Genomic DNA, 18,070 nt, shown 5'->3' on the forward strand with positions numbered 1-18,070 from the left:
ATGTCGATCGACGTCAACAACGAGTCCGGAACCGAGGTCGACGAGCAGGCGATCCTCGACATCGCCCGCTACGCACTCGCGCGGATGCGCATCCACCCGCTCTCCGAACTCTCGGTGATCGTCGTGGACGCCGACGCCATGGAGCAGCTCCACATCCAGTGGATGGACCTTCCGGGGCCCACCGACGTGATGTCGTTCCCCATGGACGAGCTGCGGCCGCCGTCCAAGGACGACGACGAGCCCCCGCAGGGACTCCTCGGTGACATCGTCCTGTGCCCGGAGGTCGCCGAGCGGCAGGGCAAGGAAGCTCCCACACAGCACTCCATGGACGAGGAACTGCACCTCCTCACCGTCCATGGAGTGCTGCACCTGCTCGGCTACGACCACGAGGAGGCGGACGAGAAGGCCGAGATGTTCGGTCTGCAGGCCGCCATCGTGGACGGCTGGCGCGCGGAGAAGGGTATGACGGGCCCCTCGCCGGCCCCGACCGTTTCATGAGTCCTCAGCTCGTCCTCGGAGCCATCGCGCTGGTCGTCGTCGCCTGGCTCGCCGCCTGCGCGGAGGCGGGCCTCGCGCGCGTCTCCAGCTTCCGCGCGGAGGAGGCCGTACGGTCCGGGCGGCGCGGCAGCGCCAAGCTCGCCCAGGTCGCCGCCGACCCGACCCGCTATCTGAACGTGGCCCTGCTGGTGCGCGTGGCCTGCGAGATGGCCGCCGCCGCGCTGGTCACGTACGCCTGCCTGAAGGAGTTCGACGAGACCTGGGAGGCGCTCGTCGTCGCCATCGGGGTCATGGTCCTCGTCTCGTACGTCGCCGTGGGCGTCTCGCCCCGCACCATCGGCCGCCAGCACCCGCTGAACACGGCGACGGCGGCCTCCTACGTCCTGCTGCCGCTGGCCAGGATCATGGGCCCGATCCCGTCCCTCCTCATCCTCATCGGCAACGCGCTGACGCCCGGCAAGGGCTTCAGACGCGGTCCGTTCGCCTCCGAGGCCGAGCTGCGCGCGCTGGTCGACCTCGCCGAGAAGGAGTCCCTGATCGAGGACGAGGAGCGCCGCATGGTGCACTCCGTCTTCGAGCTGGGCGACACCCTCGTACGCGAGGTGATGGTGCCCAGGACCGACCTCGTCGTCATCGAGCGGTACAAGACCATCCGCCAGGCCCTCACCCTGGCGTTGAGGTCCGGCTTCTCGCGCATCCCCGTCACGGGGGAGAGCGAGGACGACGTCGTCGGGATCGTGTACCTGAAGGACCTGGCCCGCAAGACGCACATCAGCCGCGAGGCCGAGTCCGAGCTCGTGTCCACGGCCATGCGGCCCGCGACCTTCGTGCCCGACACCAAGAACGCGGGCGACCTGCTGCGCGAGATGCAGCAGGAGCGCAACCACGTCGCCGTCGTCATCGACGAGTACGGCGGCACGGCCGGCATCGTCACCATCGAGGACATCCTCGAGGAGATCGTCGGGGAGATCACCGACGAGTACGACCGTGAGCTGCCGCCCGTGCAGGAGCTCGGCGACGACAGCTACCGGGTGACCGCCCGTCTCGACATCGGCGACCTCGGCGAGCTGTACGGTTTCGAGGCGTACGACGACGAGGACGTAGAGACGGTCGGCGGACTGCTGGCGAAGGCACTCGGGCGGGTTCCGATCGCCGGTGCCTCCTCGGTGGTCGAGCTGCCCGACGGGCGCGAGCTGCGGCTGACGGCGGAGACCGCGGCCGGACGCCGGAACAAGATCGTCACGGTGCTCGTCGAGCCGGTCGGCCCGGCGGACCCGGAGCCGTCCGAGTCCGAGGAGAAGAAGCCGGAGTGAATCCGCAGCAGCTGCGTGCGTTCTGTCTGTCCTTCAACGCGACCGTCGAGGACTTCCCCTTCGCCCCGGACATCTCCGTCTTCAAGGTGCTGGGCAAGCTCTTCGCGCTGACACGACTGGACGCGCGCCCGCTCACGGTCAACCTCAAGTGCGACCCGGAGGACGCGGTCCGGCTGCGCGGCGAGCACCCGGGGCTGATCGTCCCGGGCTATCACATGAACAAGCGGCACTGGAACACGGTGACGGTCGACGGCGAACTCCCGGACCGTCTGGTCCGGGAGCTCGTCGAGGACTCCTACGATCTCGTCGTCGCCGGTCTACCGAAGGCCGAGCGCCTCCGCCTCGACCGGGCGTGAGCGGTCGCGGCCCAGCCCGGCCGCGACCAGCACCGCCGCCGCCAGCACGATCACCGCGTCCAGGGCGAGGACCGTGTGGACACCGGCCAGCAGGTCGCTCGACGTCGTCGCCAGGACACCCAGCAGCGGGATGCCGATCGTGATGCCGACCTGCTGGGTCGAGGTCACCAGACCCGTGGCCAGCCCCTGCTCCTCGTCGGGAACGCCCGAGGTCACCGTCAGGCCGTACGAGATGATCGCGCCCAGGTGGCACATGCTGGCCAGCGAGATCGCGGCCGTGGCGACCCAGACCGACCAGGTGTGGGCGTTCAGCAGCACCAGCCCCGCCACGAACACGCCCTGACCGGCGAGCGAGCCGACCAGCGTACGGCGGGCGCCGAAGCGGCCGATGACCTTCGGGGCGTACACCCCGGCGACGGCGGACATGACGCCCTGGACCCCGAAGACCAGCCCCGTCTCGAACGCGGACAGGCCGAGGGTCTCCTGTAGGTACAGCGTCAGCACGAAGACGACCGTCGACATCATCGAGAAGGTGACCAGACCGCCCAGGTTGCCCCACGCCACCGTGCGGCGGCGCAGCATGGGGAGGCTGACGAGCGGAGCGTGGGCGCGGGACTCGATGTACACGAAGGCGGCGAGCAGGAGCACACCCGCGGCGAGGGTCACGATGACGTCCGCGCCGCCGAAACCGCGCTCGGCGGCCGTCGACAGGGCGTAGATCAGGGCCAGCAGACCGCCGGTGACGGTGACCGCGCCGGGGATGTCCAGGCGCGGGCGGTCGGGGGTGCGGGACTCGGGCAGCAGGCCCGGGGCCAGCGGCAGCACGATCAGTGCGAAGACCGACAGCAGGCCCATCGTCGAGCGCCAGCTCAGTACGTCGGTCAGGACGCCGCCGGCCACCATGCCGACCGTGAAGCCGAGGGAGAGGAGCGTGCCGGAGATGCCGAGCGCACGGTCGCGCGCCGGGCCTTCGGGGAACGTCGTCGTCAGCAGCGACATGCCCGTCGGCACGATCGCCGCCGCGCCGAGGCCCTGCAACGCCCGGCCCGCCAGGAACGACGCCGGGTCCCAGGCGAAGGTCGCCAGCAGCGAGGCCGTACCGAAGAGGGCGAGGCCGGTCAGAAAGAGCCTGCGGCGGCCGTACAGGTCACCGATGCGGCCGAAGAGGAGCAGGAAGCCGCCGGACGGCAGTGCGAAGGCGGTGACCGCCCACTGCAGCGCGGACTGGCTCATGCCCAGGTCCTTGCCGAGCACGGGCAGCGCCACGTTCAGTACGGAGAAGTCGAGCGCGACCATGAACTGCGCGGCGCACAGCACGAAGAGGACGAGTTTGTCGCGGGTCGACAGCCGGGTGCCGAGCGGGGAGTGGGCAGTTGGGGAAGCGGATGTGGTTTCGGTGGTGTCGATCGCCATGGCAAGAGCGTGCGGCCGCCGGAATATCCGTGGGGAGCGGGAACTTATGCTGGTGGTCGCACCACCAGTCACCAACAGGGGGATTCACACGTGACGGAGGACGCGCTCAGGACTCACCGACGGCGTGAGCTGCGGGACTTCCTGATGAGCCGCCGGGCGAGGGTGTCACCGACGCAGGCCGGTCTGCCGGACGGCGGGGCCCGCCGCCGCACGCCCGGGCTGCGCCGCGAGGAGGTGGCCGTGCTCGCGGGTGTCGGCGCGTCCTGGTACCAGTGGCTGGAGCAGGGGCGGGACATCTCCGTCTCGCCCCAGGTACTCGACGCGGTCGCCCGCGTCCTGCGGCTCAGCAACGCCGAACGACGCCATCTGTACATGCTCGCGGGGCTGAACCCGCCCGCGCCGGAGGTCGCGCCCGAGGTCCGGGACATGTGCGACGGGCTGCGGCGGCTGATCGACACGTGGATGCCGTATCCGGCGCACATCATGGACCCCTACTACAACTGCGTCATGTACAACGACGCCGCCGGGATGGTCCTCGGGATGCGGCCCGACAACACGCAGAACTGCATCGTCGACTTCTTCACCGACTCGCTGTACCGGGGGCAGTCCCGGACCTGGGAGAAGAACGCGCGCACGGTCGTCGCCCAGTTCCGCGCGTCGTGCGCGGCGGCGCCGGACGACGAGGGGTACCGAGAGGTACTGGACCAACTCCTGGCCGCCTCACCGGAGTTCGCGGCACTGTGGGAGGAGCGGGACATCGAGGACGCCGGGCAGATCCGCAAGGAGCTCGACCACCCGCTCGTCGGGCTGCTGGCCGTCGAGTCCACCGCGATGAAGGTGCCGGCGCGGCCCGATCTCACGATCGTGCTGCACACGCCGCTGCCGGAGGCGAACACGGCGGCGAAGCTGGAGTGGCTGGCCTCGCCGGAGGGCCGACGGGGCTCGATGTATCCCGTGGCCGGTTAGGCCTGCGGTGCCTGGTCTGTGCGGGCGGGCGGGTGCGGGGAGGTGGGTGCGTGCCGGGAGGTGTGTGCGTGCGTCTCCCGATCCCTTCGTATGCTCTGAACATGACCGACAGCAGCGCGCTTGACCCCGAGGACCGCAAGATCGTCACCCTGGCCCGTTCCGCGCGGGCGCGCAACGGGGTGCCGGAGGGGGCGGCCGTACGTGATGAGACAGGCCGTACGTATGTCGCGGGGACGGTGGATCTCCCCTCCCTGCGGTTGAGCGCGTTGCGCACCGCGGTGGCGATGGCGGTGGCGTCCGGGGCGAAGTCCCTCGAGGCGGCGGCGGTGGTGTCCGAGGCGGCGGAGGTCTCCCCGGAGGACCGGGCGGCGGTCCGTGACCTCGGCGGGCCGGCGACGCCGGTACTGCTGGCGGGCCCCGACGGCGCCGTCCACCTGACGACGCCGGCAGGCTGAGCCCGCGCCCTTGAGGGGCGCGGGGAACTGCGCGATCATCCCCCACTCACCGGCAGTCGAAGGACACACCCCCGGGGGGAACCGTCAGAAGCCGAGCTTGCGGAGTTGGCGCGGGTCCCGTTGCCAGTCCTTCGCGACCTTCACATGGAGGTCGAGGAAGACCGGCGTGCCCAGCAGCGCCTCGATCTGCTTGCGGGACTTGATGCCGACCTCCTTCAGGCGCTTGCCCTTGGGGCCGATGATGATGCCCTTCTGGCTGGGGCGCTCGATGTAGACGAAGGCGTGGATGTCGAGGAGGGGCTTGTCGGCGGGGCGGTCCTCGCGGGGAAGCATCTCCTCGACGACGACGGCGATCGAGTGGGGGAGCTCGTCGCGCACACCCTCCAGCGCCGCCTCGCGGATCAGCTCCGCGATCATGACCTGCTCGGGCTCGTCGGTGAGGTCACCCTCCGGGTAGAGCGCCGGGCCCTCGGGAAGGAGCGGGACGATCAGGTCGGCCAGCAGGTCCACCTGCTTGTCCCCGACCGCCGACACCGGCACGATCTCCGCCCACTCGAAGCCCAGCTCCCGCCCGAGCTGATCGATCGCGATGAGCTGCTCGGCGAGCGTCTTGCTGTCGACGAGGTCGGTCTTCGTGACGATCGCGATCTTCGGCGTCTTCTTGATGGACGCCAGTTCCTTCGCGATGAAACGGTCACCCGGACCGAGCTTCTCGTTCGCGGGCAGACAGAAGCCGATGACGTCGACCTCTGCCCACGTCGTGCGCACGATGTCGTTCAGGCGCTCACCCAGCAGCGTGCGCGGCTTGTGCAGACCGGGGGTGTCGACCAGGATCAGCTGGGCGTCGGGCCGGTGCACGATGCCCCGTACCGTGTGCCGCGTGGTCTGCGGCTGGTTCGCGGTGATCGCCACCTTCTGGCCGACCAGAGCATTCGTGAGGGTGGACTTGCCCGCGTTGGGGCGGCCCACGAAGCAGGCGAAGCCGGCGCGATGGGGAGCCCCTGAGGATTCCGGCGGCTCGGATGACTGGGTACGAACGCTCATGGCGCCCATTGTCCCTGATCCACAGGCCCGCGCCGTACGCCATATGCCTTTGACCGCTCCCGCGCGGTCCCGTGAGGTTTCGGAAACCGTTCCTGGAGACTGAGTGGGAGTGAGTCCTGTTGCCAGGACTGTTGCTCAGTCGCGTGTCCCGAACGGTGTTGGGCACGCTGGTCGCCCGCTTTCGTGCCACTGCCGGGCGGCGCGCATCTGGTGCGTGGTCCGGGTAGGTGGGGGCGGGTTTCCTCACGCCGTCGGGTTTCCGGTCGGGCCTGGACACTCCGATGCCCCGCACGATCACTCTGGTCGTGCGGGGGCGGTGGTGTCCGTCGCCGGATCGGATGCCCGAGGGTGCGTCGTCCGATCGCCACGGCGGCAGCATCGTGGCGGGTGGTGGTACGGGTGGGGGCGGTGAGGGGCTGTTGCCGGTGCTGGGCGCCCCATCGGGAGGTGTAGGCCGGGTCCACCGCGACGACGGCGAGGTCCTGCTCGGCGGCCATGGACACCAGCCGGGCCTTCAGCCGGGCGGTGGGGAAGCGGGAGATCAGGCGTCGCAAGCGCTTGTTGCGGCCGTGCTTCTCCCTGGACGTGCCGTCGGTGAAGTCCAGGTCCTCGACAGCGATCGCGGCGGCCCCGCTGCGGCGGGTGTGGTGCAGCAGCCGTGTCAGCGCGTGCCGAATCTGCGCGTCCCGGTGCGCGGCGCCACCCGACAGATCGTAGAAGAAGCGCCAGGGTTCGCCGACCGGGTTGCCATGCGTATCCAGGTGCCGGGCGGCGAGGTGGTCGTCGTTCATGTCCACCGCGACCACGCCCTTCGCGAGGGCCACCTGAAGCGGCAGGACCGGCACGGTGGCGCGCTGCCAGGACGCCGTCACATACCAGCGGTCCCGCAGCGGGTCGTGGTGGAGGCGATAGGCCACCGCCCGGTTCGCGGTGATCCGGTCGAGCCACTCCTGGCCCCGGTGCTGGAACGCCACGGTCGCGTCAAGGACGTAGCGGCCGTGCGGGGCGTCGGCCAGATGAGTCAACGCGGCGGGGAGGCGGAGGGAGATCTGCCCGCTGATGGTGACGCGGATGGTCTCGTTGCCGCAGGGTTTGCCGGACTCGCCGTCGGCGGCCAGGAACATCCGCGCCGCCTGCCACCGCTCCCGCCACACCGGCTCCTCCAGCCCGGCCTCGCCCAGGTGGTGGCGCAGGTGCGCGAGCCGCTTCCCGCCGCGCACGACGTGCACCCGGCCCGCCGCCCAGTCCGCCTCCACCGCCGCCAGCCGGCCTTTCAGCGTGTGCAGGCGGCGGGACTTGGCATGCCACTCGACGGCCGCCTTCGAGGAGGCGCTCACCATGGCCCGCACCGACCCGCCCACCGCGCGGCAGCTTCTCGCCCTGCTGACCATCGGATGCCGCACCCTCGGTCACTTCGAAAAGGAGCGCGCCTCCCTGCACGAGGAAGGCGTCCCCGCCGAGTTCCTGCCCAGCGCCAACGAGCTGGGGCGTCTCGACCTCATCCGACGCCGTTCCACATCCTTGGAAGTGGAACAGAACATCAGGCACCCCGTCAGGATGTGTGCATCCTGGGCCGATCACGCCAACTGCCGTTCCGCAAGTCGTTCCACAACAAACGTTCCGGAAGGCCCGTACGGAGCCGACTTCCGGGACGGTTCGGCCATGGCAGACGACCACCAGCACCCCGCTCGGGGGCTCGAACTCGCGTACGCCCGGGTCTCGACCACCAATCAGAGCCTGGAACGGCAGCTCGACGCTCTCGCTTCCGCAGGCATCCCGAACGAACGGATCTACGTCGACAAGAAGAGCGGCGCCGGCATCGAGCGCCCCGGCCTGACCGAACTACTGGCCTACGCGCGACCCGGCGACGTGATCGTGGTCCACACCCTCGACCGCCTCGGAAGGAACCTGCGTGAAGTCCTCAACCTCGTCCATCCCAAGACTTCCCTGCACCGCTACCTCGCAGTGCCGGGTCCCAGCGACACACCGGAGCGAACCCGCTGATGGCAGCCGACGTGGACTCGCAGCAGGCAGAGAAGGACTGCGTCGTGCGGTATTCACTCTTCCCCAGCGTCGTGGACGAGGCGCTCACCCTGGCGAATGGGCTCGTCGGCGCCACAGGGGCGGAAGCGGGCGAGGTACGCCAGGCTTGACCCGCGGCGTACGGTCAGGTGGAGGCCGGCGGCGTCGGCGAGTCGGTGCAGTCGGCCGAACGAGATCCAGTGCCGGTCGAAGAACTCGCCGATGACCAGCCGCCCACCCGGTGCCAGGACCCGTGCTGCCTCACGCAGCACCCGCTCCGGCTCGGGGATCTCGCCGAGCGCGGTGACGGCGTACACGGCGTTGAACGTCTTGTCCTCGTAGGGCAGTGCACGCGCGTCGGAGCGGACCGGTGTGATGTTGGCCAGGCCACCGTGCACGGCGCGGCGCATCACGTGGTCGAGCATCTCCTGCTGGATGTCGAGCACATCGAGCCGCCCGGCCGGACCGAGCTGCGGGGCGACGTGCAGCGACTGCAGTCCGGTCCCCGGGCCGATCTCCAGCATCCGCTCTCCCGGTCGCGGCCGCAGTACGGCGTCCATCCGGTCGGCGGTCAGGAACGGCAACGGCACGTCGAGCAGGCCGCGTTGGGCGTACGGATAGGGCGCTGTGTCGCCCAGCCACCAGGCGGCGGCCAACGCGGCGCCCGCGCCGGCGGCGACCGCCCAGCGGGTCCGGGCCGGGATCGGGGCGACGGGGGCGGTGGTGATGCGGTGCATGGTGTTCTCCGGTGGATCGATTCGGTCCGTGGCATGTGGCTGGGCGGTCGGCGTCACGCGGGTCGGTTCAGTGCCCGCAGCGCCAGCCGGCCGCACAGCGCGGCGAGCGGCAGCTCGGCGCCGAGCGCCATGGCGACCGCGGTGGCGAAGTCGCCGCCCGGGGCCGCGGTCGTGGTGTCGAACCAGGCGTCCACCACAAGCAGCGTCGCGGTCGCGGCGGCTGCCAGGGCGTGCCGCCGGTCGCCGCGGGCGGCCAGGAGGCCGGTGGCGGTCAGGCCGAGCGCCTCCAGCGCGTCGAGCCCGACCCAGGCGACCGGCCAGTGCGCCGCGGTCGTGGTGGCCGGCAGCCCGGTGGCCAGCACATACAGCCACGGCAGCAGGGCGAGCCCGCAGGCGACCAGCAGCCACCCGGCCCGCCGCATGCCCCGCGCCGGGCGCGGCTCCTCCGCCTCTTCGTGGAGCGGGATGACCTCGGCGCGGTCGAAGCCCTCGGCACCGGCCACTTCCTCATCGCACAAGGCCAGTTGACGCATCGTCTTCCCCCGCTCCCCGCCGGCTCTCCCCTTCACGTGCTCCACCCTCCGCCGCACACCAGGGCGCCGTCAGTCACGCAGGGTTCCGACCCGGGGTGGAGAAAAGTGCACCCCCGAACCGGGCGGGAGCGTCATGGCACGGGGATGGCCTGCGGCTTTACCGTATGAGGCATGCAACTCACGACGTGGCTGCTGGTGTTGGGCCGGCCGTTCCGCAGGGCGGGACACCGGACCGCGCTCGTCGCCGCCGGCCTGCCGCTCCACCTCGCCGTGGTGCCACTGTGGCTCTGGCTGCTCGGCACGATGGCGGCGTTGGTGGGCGCGCCCGGCGCCTTGGCCGTGACTCCGCTGCCCGTGCTGCTCACGCTCGCGGTGACACCCCTGCTGACCCGCGGGCAGCGGCGGCGCTACCGGGCGCTCGTCGGCAAGGACCTCCCGCGCCCCGCCGTACCCGGGCCGGGACGCAACTGGAAGTCGGCGGTGCGCCGGCTGACCACGCGGGCCTTGTGGCGGCAGGTCTGCTACCACGCCGTGGCGGGTCCGCTGCTCGCCGTCCTGGACCTCGCCGTCCTCGCCGTCTGGGCCGTCGCTCTCGTGGCCGCCTCCATCTACGTGTGGATCTGGGCGCTGCCCCCGCAGTGGCGGGTCACCGACCTCGGGTACACCACGCAGGCCGCGTACATCACCGCCGGCGGCCTCGCCCTGCTGTTCCTCGGGCCCCGGCTGACCGGCGCTCTGGTGCGGCTGGAGACGCGGGCGGCCGAGGTCCTGCTCGGCCCCAGCCGCACGGAGAAGCTGGCCCGCCGGGTAGCCGACCTCGCCGAGAGCCGGGCCGGTGTGCTCGACGCCGCCGACGCCGAACGGCGGCGGATCGAGCGCGACCTGCACGACGGGGCACAGCAGCGCCTCGTCTCACTCGCCGTCAACCTGGGCCTGGCCAGGTCCACCCTCGGCGACCTGCCGGAGGACGCCCGCAAGGTGATCGACGAGGCGCACCGCGAGGCGAAGGAGGCGATCGCCGAGCTGAACAACCTGGTGCGCGGCCTGCATCCGGCCGTCCTTGAGGACCGCGGCCTCGACGCCGCGCTGTCCGGGGTCGCCGCCCGGCTCCCGATCCCGGTGCGCGTGGCGGTGGACCTGCCGCAGCGCCCCTCACCCACGGTCGAGGCCGTCGCGTACTTCGTGGTCTCCGAAGCCCTGACGAACGTGGTCAAACACGCCCAGGCGACCCGGGCGGACGTGACCGTGGAGCGGATCGGGGAGACACTGCTGGTGGTCGTCGCGGACGACGGCGAGGGCGGCGCGGATCTCGCGGCGGCCGGCGGTGGCACCGGGCTGGCGGGGCTCGCCAAGCGCGTCGCGTCCGTCGACGGCACGTTCTCCTGCCGCAGCCCCGCCGGGGGCCCGACCGTCATCACCGTGGAGCTGCCGTGCGCGCCGTGATCGCCGAGGATTCCCTCCTGCTGCGGATCGGGGTGGTCAAGGTGCTGGAGGCGGCCGGCTTCGAGGTATGTGCCGAAGTGGCCGACGCGGAAGGGCTGCTGGCGGCCGTCGAGGAGCACCGGCCGGACATCGCCGTGGTCGACGTGCGCATGCCTCCCGGCTTCACCGACGAGGGTGTGCGCGCCGCGCTGGTGATCCGCCGGCAGTATCCACCAACCGCCGTGCTGCTGCTGTCGCAGTACGTGGAGGAGCGGTACGCGGCCGATCTGCTCGCCGCCAACACCTCAGGCGTCGGCTACCTGCTCAAGCAGCGAGTAGCCGACATCGAGGAGTTCACGGAAGCAGCACGCCGGGTGGCGGCCGGCGGCACCGCACTCGACCCGCAGGTCGTCGCGCAACTGCTCGTGCGTCGGCACAGCGATCCACTCGACCGGCTCACTCCGCGCGAACGTGAGGTACTGGAGCTGATGGCTGGAGGCCGGTCCAACTCCGGCATCGCCGCCGAGCTGGTGGTGAGCGAGAGCGCCGTCGCCAAGCACATCAACAGCATCTTCACCAAGCTCGACCTGCCCAAGGCAGACGCCGACCACCGCCGCGTCCTGGCGGTCCTGCGCTTCCTGGGCGTTGCGAACGCATAAGCGCTGAGTCGGGAGAAAACTGGGCGATCACATCCGTATTCCTGGTCAGTGATGGCGCGGCAGATATCAGCACGTAACGTCAGCTACTTGTCTCTGGCTGACGGCCCCGAGCCGCCCAGCATGCAAGGACGGCAACGACGCCAGACCGAGACGACCACGCCATGGGCTCACTGCCATGCGCAGGAGACTTCGGACATCAGTGCAGCCGACCCCGGAAGCTGACACGAGCCGCCGTTAAGCCCCGGAATCACTGGTTTCATCGGACGGGCGGGCGGCCTGTCATCAAAGGATCGTTTGCCGACGGGCGGGAACCCTTCGGGTGTCAGCCCGAATCCGGTTCTCCTGTGCGGTCTGCGGGAAGGGCACCGTCAGTGCCCGTTGCGATGCTCTGCGCACACGATTCAGGTGAGGTGAGAGGAGCCTGGCGTGGCTGTCGAACACGCGGCGCAATGTCCGTGACTACGAAGCTCGCCCCGAACACTCCGAGGCGATGCTCGGCCGTCACGCTGATGACCCGCCGCCTCACCCGGCAGCCCGTCGACCCCACCCGCATCGGCATCTCGGCCGGTGGCAGCCGTTCAAGCCGTATGACCCGCGGAGATCACTCCAGCGACCGAAGTTCAGGCGCAGGCAGGATCAGCTCTGCTGGTGCAGGGCTTCAAGGTAGGCGTTGAGCGCTGGTGAGGTTTGGGACTGTTGGCGGATCACGGCATAGAGCCGTCGAGTCAGGCTGGTACCGGCGATGTCGCGGATGGCCAGGCACGGGTCTGCGGCTGGCAGGGACAGATCGGGCAGCAGGGACACTGCGCCTGCGCTGCGGACGAGTTCGAGCTGGACGTCGGCATCGTTGGACCGGTGCCGGAGGTCGGGGTCGAATCCTCCGTGCGCCCGGCAGGTCCCGATGATCATCGCGTGGTGGCCGGTACCGCTGCTTGAGGAAGCCCATACCTCGTGGCGCAGCGAGGAAAGAGCAACGGGCCCGGGGCGGGCGGCGAGTGGATGCCCTGCCGGCAGAACCAGGCGTGTCCCTTCGCGCAGGAGCAGGTGATGGTCCACGCCGTCGGGACGCGGGCGGGGATAGCCCTCGTACTCGTCGCTGATGACAAGGTCGACGGTGCCCAGGCGCAGCTCGGGCAGGGCCACTTCAAGTTCGAGTTCGGTGATCTCGACCTCGACGAGTGGGTGCGAGCGTGCCACTTCCACCAGCGCGGGGATGAGTAGACGGCGGGCTGCCGATTGCAGACCCACGGCTCGGATCCTGCCGCGGACTTCCTGGGTCAGGTTCGCCAGTTCGGTTTCGGCGGTTTCGGCGACGTTCAGCAGGACGGTGGCGTGACGGGCGAGCACCTTTCCGGCGTCGGTGAGCCGGACTCCCCGTCCGGCCGGCTCGACCAAGCGGGCACCGGCCTCCCGCTCCAGTACTGCCAGCTGCTGGGAGACCGCCGAAGGGCTGTAGCCGATCGCGGCGGCCACGGCGGCGAGGGTCCCACGCTCGGCGAGTTCGCGAAGCATCCTCAGGCGGCGGAGATCAGACAAGACCATCCACAAACCCTAATGAATCAGCTCCACCATTCATCGCTGGTCCTTACCGGCGAGGTGGGGGACGCTGGAGGTCGCCGCTGGTCGGTCCCAGGGCACCTCACGCTCCCCGCCTCCCGGAAAGCACTTACGCTCACATGAACGCGCGCACCCCCTCCGTCCCTGCGTCCGGGATTTTGTCCTCGGTAGGAGCGTCGGTCATCTTCGGGACCATTTTCATGATCCCCCCGCACCTTCTGCCGCTGGATACCGAGCAGATCCTGGGATACCGCATCATCGCGATGGTCGCCTTCCTGGCTGCCTTCTTCTGCATGGCGCGGATGGGGCACCAGGCCGCGGCGCTGGCCGGCCGTCTGCGCGCAACACCGCATCTGGCCGGCGTCCTGGTCACGGACGCCGCTCTCCTGGGGCTGCAACTGTGGCTGTTCGGATGGGCGCCCCAGAGCGGACACGGCCTCGATCTCTCTCTGGGCTATCTCATCCTGCCGCTGGTCATGGTGGTGGTCAGCGTCGTGGTCTACCGCGAAAAGCTCTCCCGTTGGCGGATCGCGGCCGTGCTGTGCGCCGCTGCGGGAGTCACGGCGGCCGTAGTCGTCGCCGGCGGGCTACAGTGGCCCACCCTGCTCGTTGCACTGGGGCTTCCGCTCTACTTCATCAGCCGACGCGCCTTCGCCCTGGACTCCGCCGCGGCCCAGCTCTTCGAGCTCAGCGCGATGCTCCCCTTCTCAGTCTTCGTCCTGGCGGCCAAGCCGTCGCTCGGCACGGTCATCCACCGCCCACAGCTGATCGCCGGACTTGTCCTGCTTGGGCTTCTCAGTGCCGCCGGGTTCGCGCTGTACCTGACCGCCAGCCGTGTCCTGCCGTTCTCCCTGTTCGGGGTGCTCAGCTACGTCGAGCCGGTGCTGCTGGTGCTGGTTTCCCTGACGTTCCTGGGCGAGCCGTGGCAGTCGGCTGACACCTTCGTCTACATCCCGATCTGCGCCGGGCTCGTTCTTCTCGCGCTCGAATCGGCAGCAAAAGAACCCGCCGCGCCGCAGCAGCCCGCCCCTCAGGTCGACAGCGCACGCCCGTGACACAGCGGCTGTCGCGGTTGTTCAGGGCCCGGTGCAGCTGCTCCAGTACGCACACCACGTACGCGTCCCGGTCCACCGCGCCCTGCGGCAGGTCGGGGTTGGCGTACACCGCCTTGCGCCACCCAGGCGGTACGAGCTTGTCGTCCACCTCGCGCGGCAGCAGCGGCTTGACGCCCACCTTCCGCCGCGCCGGCGCCGGCAGCCCGCGCACCCCGGCCAGGACCCGCTTCCCGGCGCTCGCCGCGTCCAGCGCCTTCGGCTCGCCCAGCAGCGCGAGGAACGGGCGCACCGTGGCGTACCGGGCCGCCGGCGCGGCCCGCATCGTCACGTCGGCCATGTTCTCGTCCTCGGGCACCAGCGTCACCACGGTGGCCGCGGCGCTCATCACGGCGGCGCGCGGGGCGACCTCCTCTACCGCCGCCCACAGCGCGGCCACGTCCAGGTCCGCGCCGCGCTCCTCGACCAGCTCCTCGAACAGCACCTTCGCCGCCCGCGCGAGCGTGCGCGACGCCTTCTCCAGCTGCGGCAGCGTCGACAGCCACTCCTTCTCCGACTTCCGCTTCGCCGTGCGCTTCGATTCCGACGCCCGCTCCAGCAACGGCGCCTTCGACCCCAGCGCGTACCGAGCCGGCGCCGCCATCCGGTTGGGCGGAATCTGCGACAGCCTCAGCCGCCCCAGCCGGTACGCGCCGATCTCGTCCACCCGCTCCAGCGCGCGGGCGAACGCCGTCCCGGTCGTCCGCGTCGGCGGCTGGCGCAGCCGCTCCAGCTCCGAGAACCGCGAGCCCTCCGGAGTCTTGAGCGTCGCCACCAACTCTCCGGGCTGCGCCGGGTCGGCGCGGCGGGCGGCTCCTGCGACCGTGGCGTGCAGCCGCTTCTCCGCGACCTTCCGGGCCTCCGACACCTGCCGGGCCAGCACCGACACCCCGGGCAGCAGCACCCGGTGACGGCGCAGCCGGCCCACCGCCTGGTTGAACAGCGCCACCGGCCCCTCAGCGTGCGTCCAGGCCCGCCCGTGCAGGAAGGTGCGGAACCGCCGCGATCACTCCGCATCCTCGTACTCGTAGGCGTCCCGGATCTCCCACGCGTGCTCGTACGCCGTGTGCTCCAGCTCCGGACGGGTCGGCTCCTCATTGAACTTGCCGTACGACGCCGCCTGTTCGTCGGTCAGGAACTCCACTGGCATGAGCGCGAAGCCAGCGGCGCCCGGAGCCGATCAGGACGCAAACACAGCCCAGAGGGAGGAGTTCACCACGCAATACGAAACACGCCGGAAACGCACACGTGCACAACCGGAAACGCGAGCCCGTGACTCTCTGACGACGCCCCCGCACCCAGGAGAACCGAGGAGAGCCGTCCGTGGAGTTCGTGCAGACCGTGGAGACCCCGGACACCGTCGGCCTGGCCGCCGCACCCCACCTCGACACCGGTGACACCGCCTGGATGCTCGCCGCCACCGCCCTCGTTCTCCTGATGACACCGGGCCTGGCCCTCTTCTACGGCGGCATGGTCCGCACGAAGAGCGTCCTCAACATGCTGATGATGAGTTTTGTGTCGATCGCCCTGGTCACGGTGGTGTGGCTGGCGGGCGGGTACTCGCTGGCCTTCGGGGACGACGCCTTCGGGGGGCTCGTCGGCGGCCTGAAGCACACGGGGATGAGCGGTATCGGGCCGGACAGCGTGCACGGGACCGTGCCCACCCTGCTCTTCGCCACCTTCCAGCTCACCTTCGCGATCATCACCGCCGCGCTGATCAGCGGGGCGATCGCCGACCGCGCGAAGTTCGCGGCGTGGCTGGTGTTCGTGCCGGTCTGGGCGCTGCTCGTATACGTTCCCGTCGCGCACTGGGTATGGGGTCCGGGAGGCTGGATCGTGGCGAAGCTGGGGGCGCTGGACTTCGCGGGCGGGCTGCCGGTCGAGATCACCTCCGGCGCCTCCGGCCTGGCTCTCTGTCTTGTCCTCGGCCCCCGTCTCGGCTTCAAGAAGGACGCCATGCGGCCGCACAACCTGCCGATGGTGATGCTGGGCGCGGGGTTGTTGTGGTTCGGCTGGTTCGGCTTCAACGCCGGGTCCGCGCTGGGCGCCAACGGGCTCGCCGCCGCCGCGTTCCTCAACACCCTCGCCGCCGGCTGCACCGGTCTGCTCGGCTGGCTCTTCGTCGAGCAGAAGCGCGACGGCCACCCGACCACCCTCGGCGTCGCCTCCGGCGCGGTCGCGGGCCTGGTGGCCATCACCCCGTCCTGCGGGTCCGTGTCGCTGCTGGGCGCGCTGGTCGTCGGTCTCGCCGCGGGTGTCGTCTGCTCGTACGCCGTGGGCTGGAAGTTCAGGCTGAACTACGACGACTCGCTGGACGTCGTCGGCGTTCACCTGGTCGGCGGCATCATCGGCACGGTCCTCATCGGTGTCTTCGCCGACGCGACGATGACCGGTGGCGCCGAGGGGCTGCTGTACGGCGGTGGGTTCGGACAGCTCGGCAGGCAGCTGGTGGCGGTCGTGGCCGTGGGGGCGTACGCCTTCACCGTCACGTACGGCATCGGGAAGGTGCTCGACAAGGTCGTGGGGCTGCGGGCGGACGAGGAGCACGAGCACACCGGCCTGGACCTTACAGTGCACGCAGAGACCGCCTACGATCACGGGGTCCTGGGCCACGGCGCCCCGGTCTCGTCGTCCCTCCCCACCGCTCAGAAGGCCAAGGCCCAGGCATGAAGCTCATCACCGCCATCGTCAAGCCGTACCGCCTCGACGAGGTCAAGACCGCTCTCCAGGAGCTCGGCGTGCACGGGCTCACCGTCACCGAGGCCAGCGGGTACGGGCGCCAGCGCGGCCACACGGAGGTCTACCGCGGCGCCGAGTACCAGGTCGACCTGGTCCCCAAGGTCCGGATCGAGGTCGTCGTCGAGGACGCGGACGCGGAGGCCGCGATCGACGCGATCGTCAAGGCCGCGCAGACGGGGAAGATCGGCGACGGGAAGGTGTGGTCCGTACCGGTCGAGACGGTCGTACGGGTACGGACGGGCGAGCGCGGCCCCGACGCGCTCTGAGCCACCACCGGCGGCTACGGCTCCCGCGCGCACCGAGCGGCCACGGTCGGGTACCGCCCCTGCGCGCCCTGATCACCACCACGGCGGCGGCGATCCCCGCGCCCGCCACCACCGCCATCAGCCAGGGGAGCGCGAAGAACGACGTGCTCGCCGACTCCCGGGTGCCGGGCGCGCTGGCCGTCAACGTCACGTGGCCCCAGTCGAGTTGGGGCGCCCCGCGCCACGGCTCGGTCAGCCGGACCCGTTGCCCCGGCAGCAGCTCCGAGGGGATCTTCGTGAGCCCCCGGGACAGCAACGTACGCCCGAAGAGGCCTTTGGCCCGCAGCCGCACCTTCGGGTTCAGGGTCACGTTCCCGGTGTTGTGAAGGGTGTACGAGACGGTGGCGCCGCTCGCGCCGAGGCCGGGGACCAGGGGCTGGTGGTGGCTGATGCGGACCTTCTCGACGGCGAGGGCGGGGACGGTGGGTCCGCCGACCCGGAGGTAGATCCGGGCGCCGACCGCCCGTTGCACCGCCACCGAGGAGGTCGCCGCGTCCCCGGACTCGAGGCGCTCGTCGAGTGCGACCAGCGCGCCCGGATGGTCGCCGGGTTCGGCCTTCTCGGGCACCCGGAGGGTGAACGGCACGGTCACCGAACCGTGCGCGGGCACCGTCACCCGGGAGCGGGCGGGGTGCGCCCACGCGCCGACCCCGAGCTGCTTCTCCTTGACCGTCCGCACCGCGAACCCGCCGTCGCGCGCGGTGTTGTAGGCGTCGGCGGCGTACAGCCGGAAGGTCAGCGGGGCGCCGGTCTTGTTGGCGACGGTGACCTTGTCCCGGAGGGTCTGGCCGGGGTCGGCGGAGAGGTAGAAGTACGGGCGGGCCGCGATCTGTGTGGAGACGGGGTAGACGGACCAGCTGCCGTTGTCGGCGGCGTACGAGGCGGGCGTGGTGAGCGCGAGAAGGAACACGGACAGGATGAGGACGTACAGCTTGCGCATGGGTGCGGACCCCCGCGGAT

At 70.7% G+C, this 18,070-nt stretch carries 18 protein-coding genes and 1 pseudogene; 11 read left to right on the plus strand and 8 right to left on the minus strand.

The annotated features are described in order from the left end of the window. The 3 genes from ybeY to ACZ69M_RS01760 are packed head-to-tail and all read left to right on the plus strand — an operon-like array spanning nt 1 to nt 2,167. Nucleotides 1-498 carry an rRNA maturation RNase YbeY gene (ybeY, locus tag ACZ69M_RS01750; protein WP_054235448.1) on the plus strand — a complete coding sequence of 166 codons (498 nt, stop codon included), beginning with the start codon at nt 1-3 and terminating at the stop codon, nt 496-498. After that, nucleotides 495-1,811, plus strand: coding sequence for a hemolysin family protein (locus tag ACZ69M_RS01755; protein ID WP_470045951.1), 1,317 nt, complete (start codon nt 495-497; stop codon nt 1,809-1,811). The genes ybeY and ACZ69M_RS01755 overlap by 4 nt, the downstream gene beginning before the upstream one ends. Next, entirely contained in the window at nt 1,808-2,167 is a 360-nt protein-coding gene (locus tag ACZ69M_RS01760) for an MmcQ/YjbR family DNA-binding protein (RefSeq protein WP_352046165.1), read from the plus strand. The genes ACZ69M_RS01755 and ACZ69M_RS01760 overlap by 4 nt, the downstream gene beginning before the upstream one ends. On the opposite strand, the gene ACZ69M_RS01765 is transcribed toward ACZ69M_RS01760, so the two are convergent. Then, nucleotides 2,129-3,580: an MFS transporter gene (locus ACZ69M_RS01765; RefSeq protein WP_470045952.1), complete on the minus strand. Its 1,452-nt coding sequence runs from the start codon at nt 3,578-3,580 to the stop codon at nt 2,129-2,131. The genes ACZ69M_RS01760 and ACZ69M_RS01765 overlap by 39 nt on opposite strands. A gap of 144 nt (nt 3,581-3,724) precedes the next feature. Between ACZ69M_RS01765 and ACZ69M_RS01770 the strand changes: the two genes are divergently transcribed. Continuing rightward, complete coding sequence (locus tag ACZ69M_RS01770; protein WP_470046348.1) at nt 3,725-4,546, plus strand: helix-turn-helix transcriptional regulator; 822 nt, start codon at nt 3,725-3,727, stop codon at nt 4,544-4,546. Between the two features lie 101 nt (nt 4,547-4,647). After that, the gene (locus tag ACZ69M_RS01775) at nt 4,648-5,001 is read left to right on the plus strand and encodes a cytidine deaminase (protein WP_470045953.1); all 354 of its coding nucleotides are present in this window, start codon (nt 4,648-4,650) and stop codon (nt 4,999-5,001) included. Nucleotides 5,002-5,085: 84 nt separating this feature from the next. Here the strand turns inward: ACZ69M_RS01775 and era are convergent, their stop codons facing one another. Continuing rightward, the gene (era, locus tag ACZ69M_RS01780; RefSeq protein ID WP_470045954.1) at nt 5,086-6,054 is read right to left on the minus strand and encodes a GTPase Era; all 969 of its coding nucleotides are present in this window, start codon (nt 6,052-6,054) and stop codon (nt 5,086-5,088) included. Further along, entirely contained in the window at nt 6,042-7,385 is a 1,344-nt protein-coding gene (locus ACZ69M_RS01785; RefSeq protein WP_470045955.1) for an IS200/IS605 family accessory protein TnpB-related protein, read from the minus strand. Before ACZ69M_RS01785 ends, era begins: the two co-directional genes overlap by 13 nt. Here ACZ69M_RS01785 and ACZ69M_RS01790 point away from each other — a divergent pair. Continuing rightward, nucleotides 7,384-8,049: a recombinase family protein gene (locus ACZ69M_RS01790; RefSeq protein WP_470045956.1), complete on the plus strand. Its 666-nt coding sequence runs from the start codon at nt 7,384-7,386 to the stop codon at nt 8,047-8,049. The two genes, ACZ69M_RS01785 and ACZ69M_RS01790, sit on opposite strands and share 2 nt — an antisense overlap. Before the next feature lie 53 nt (nt 8,050-8,102). Here ACZ69M_RS01790 and ACZ69M_RS01795 read toward each other — a convergent pair whose 3' ends face one another. Together ACZ69M_RS01795 and ACZ69M_RS01800 are read right to left on the minus strand one after the other, a co-directional pair. Continuing rightward, a complete protein-coding gene (locus ACZ69M_RS01795) occupies nt 8,103-8,804 on the minus strand; it encodes a class I SAM-dependent methyltransferase (RefSeq protein ID WP_470045957.1) in 702 nt (233 codons plus the stop codon). 53 nt (nt 8,805-8,857) lie between these two features. Beyond that, nucleotides 8,858-9,373: a hypothetical protein gene (locus tag ACZ69M_RS01800; RefSeq protein ID WP_470045958.1), complete on the minus strand. Its 516-nt coding sequence runs from the start codon at nt 9,371-9,373 to the stop codon at nt 8,858-8,860. A gap of 135 nt (nt 9,374-9,508) precedes the next feature. On the opposite strand from ACZ69M_RS01800, the gene ACZ69M_RS01805 reads away from it, so the two are divergent. Further along, entirely contained in the window at nt 9,509-10,780 is a 1,272-nt protein-coding gene (locus ACZ69M_RS01805; RefSeq protein ID WP_470045959.1) for a sensor histidine kinase, read from the plus strand. Next, entirely contained in the window at nt 10,768-11,418 is a 651-nt protein-coding gene (locus tag ACZ69M_RS01810) for a response regulator transcription factor (protein WP_391745361.1), read from the plus strand. Before ACZ69M_RS01805 ends, ACZ69M_RS01810 begins: the two co-directional genes overlap by 13 nt. A gap of 636 nt (nt 11,419-12,054) precedes the next feature. On the opposite strand, the gene ACZ69M_RS01815 is transcribed toward ACZ69M_RS01810, so the two are convergent. Beyond that, nucleotides 12,055-12,960, minus strand: coding sequence for a LysR family transcriptional regulator (locus ACZ69M_RS01815; RefSeq protein ID WP_470045960.1), 906 nt, complete (start codon nt 12,958-12,960; stop codon nt 12,055-12,057). 134 nt (nt 12,961-13,094) lie between these two features. On the opposite strand from ACZ69M_RS01815, the gene rarD reads away from it, so the two are divergent. Beyond that, nucleotides 13,095-14,030, plus strand: coding sequence for an EamA family transporter RarD (gene rarD, locus ACZ69M_RS01820; protein WP_470045961.1), 936 nt, complete (start codon nt 13,095-13,097; stop codon nt 14,028-14,030). Between the two features lie 10 nt (nt 14,031-14,040). Here rarD and ACZ69M_RS01825 read toward each other — a convergent pair. Continuing rightward, nucleotides 14,041-15,216 (minus strand): annotated as a pseudogene (locus tag ACZ69M_RS01825) (DUF4158 domain-containing protein); the annotation flags it as partial. Nucleotides 15,217-15,473: 257 nt separating this feature from the next. On the opposite strand from ACZ69M_RS01825, the gene ACZ69M_RS01830 reads away from it, so the two are divergent. Beyond that, nucleotides 15,474-16,736 carry an ammonium transporter gene (locus tag ACZ69M_RS01830; RefSeq protein ID WP_470046350.1) on the plus strand — a complete coding sequence of 421 codons (1,263 nt, stop codon included), beginning with the start codon at nt 15,474-15,476 and terminating at the stop codon, nt 16,734-16,736. Beyond that, a complete protein-coding gene (locus tag ACZ69M_RS01835; protein WP_067369901.1) occupies nt 16,733-17,071 on the plus strand; it encodes a P-II family nitrogen regulator in 339 nt (112 codons plus the stop codon). Before ACZ69M_RS01830 ends, ACZ69M_RS01835 begins: the two co-directional genes overlap by 4 nt. Here the strand turns inward: ACZ69M_RS01835 and ACZ69M_RS01840 are convergent. After that, nucleotides 16,965-18,050 (minus strand): DUF916 domain-containing protein, encoded by a 1,086-nt coding sequence (locus tag ACZ69M_RS01840; RefSeq protein ID WP_470045962.1) that lies wholly within the window; start codon nt 18,048-18,050, stop codon nt 16,965-16,967. The genes ACZ69M_RS01835 and ACZ69M_RS01840 overlap by 107 nt on opposite strands. Nucleotides 18,051-18,070: the final 20 nt, after the last annotated feature.

It is taken from the genome of Streptomyces sp. NPDC107454, from assembly GCF_055582885.1.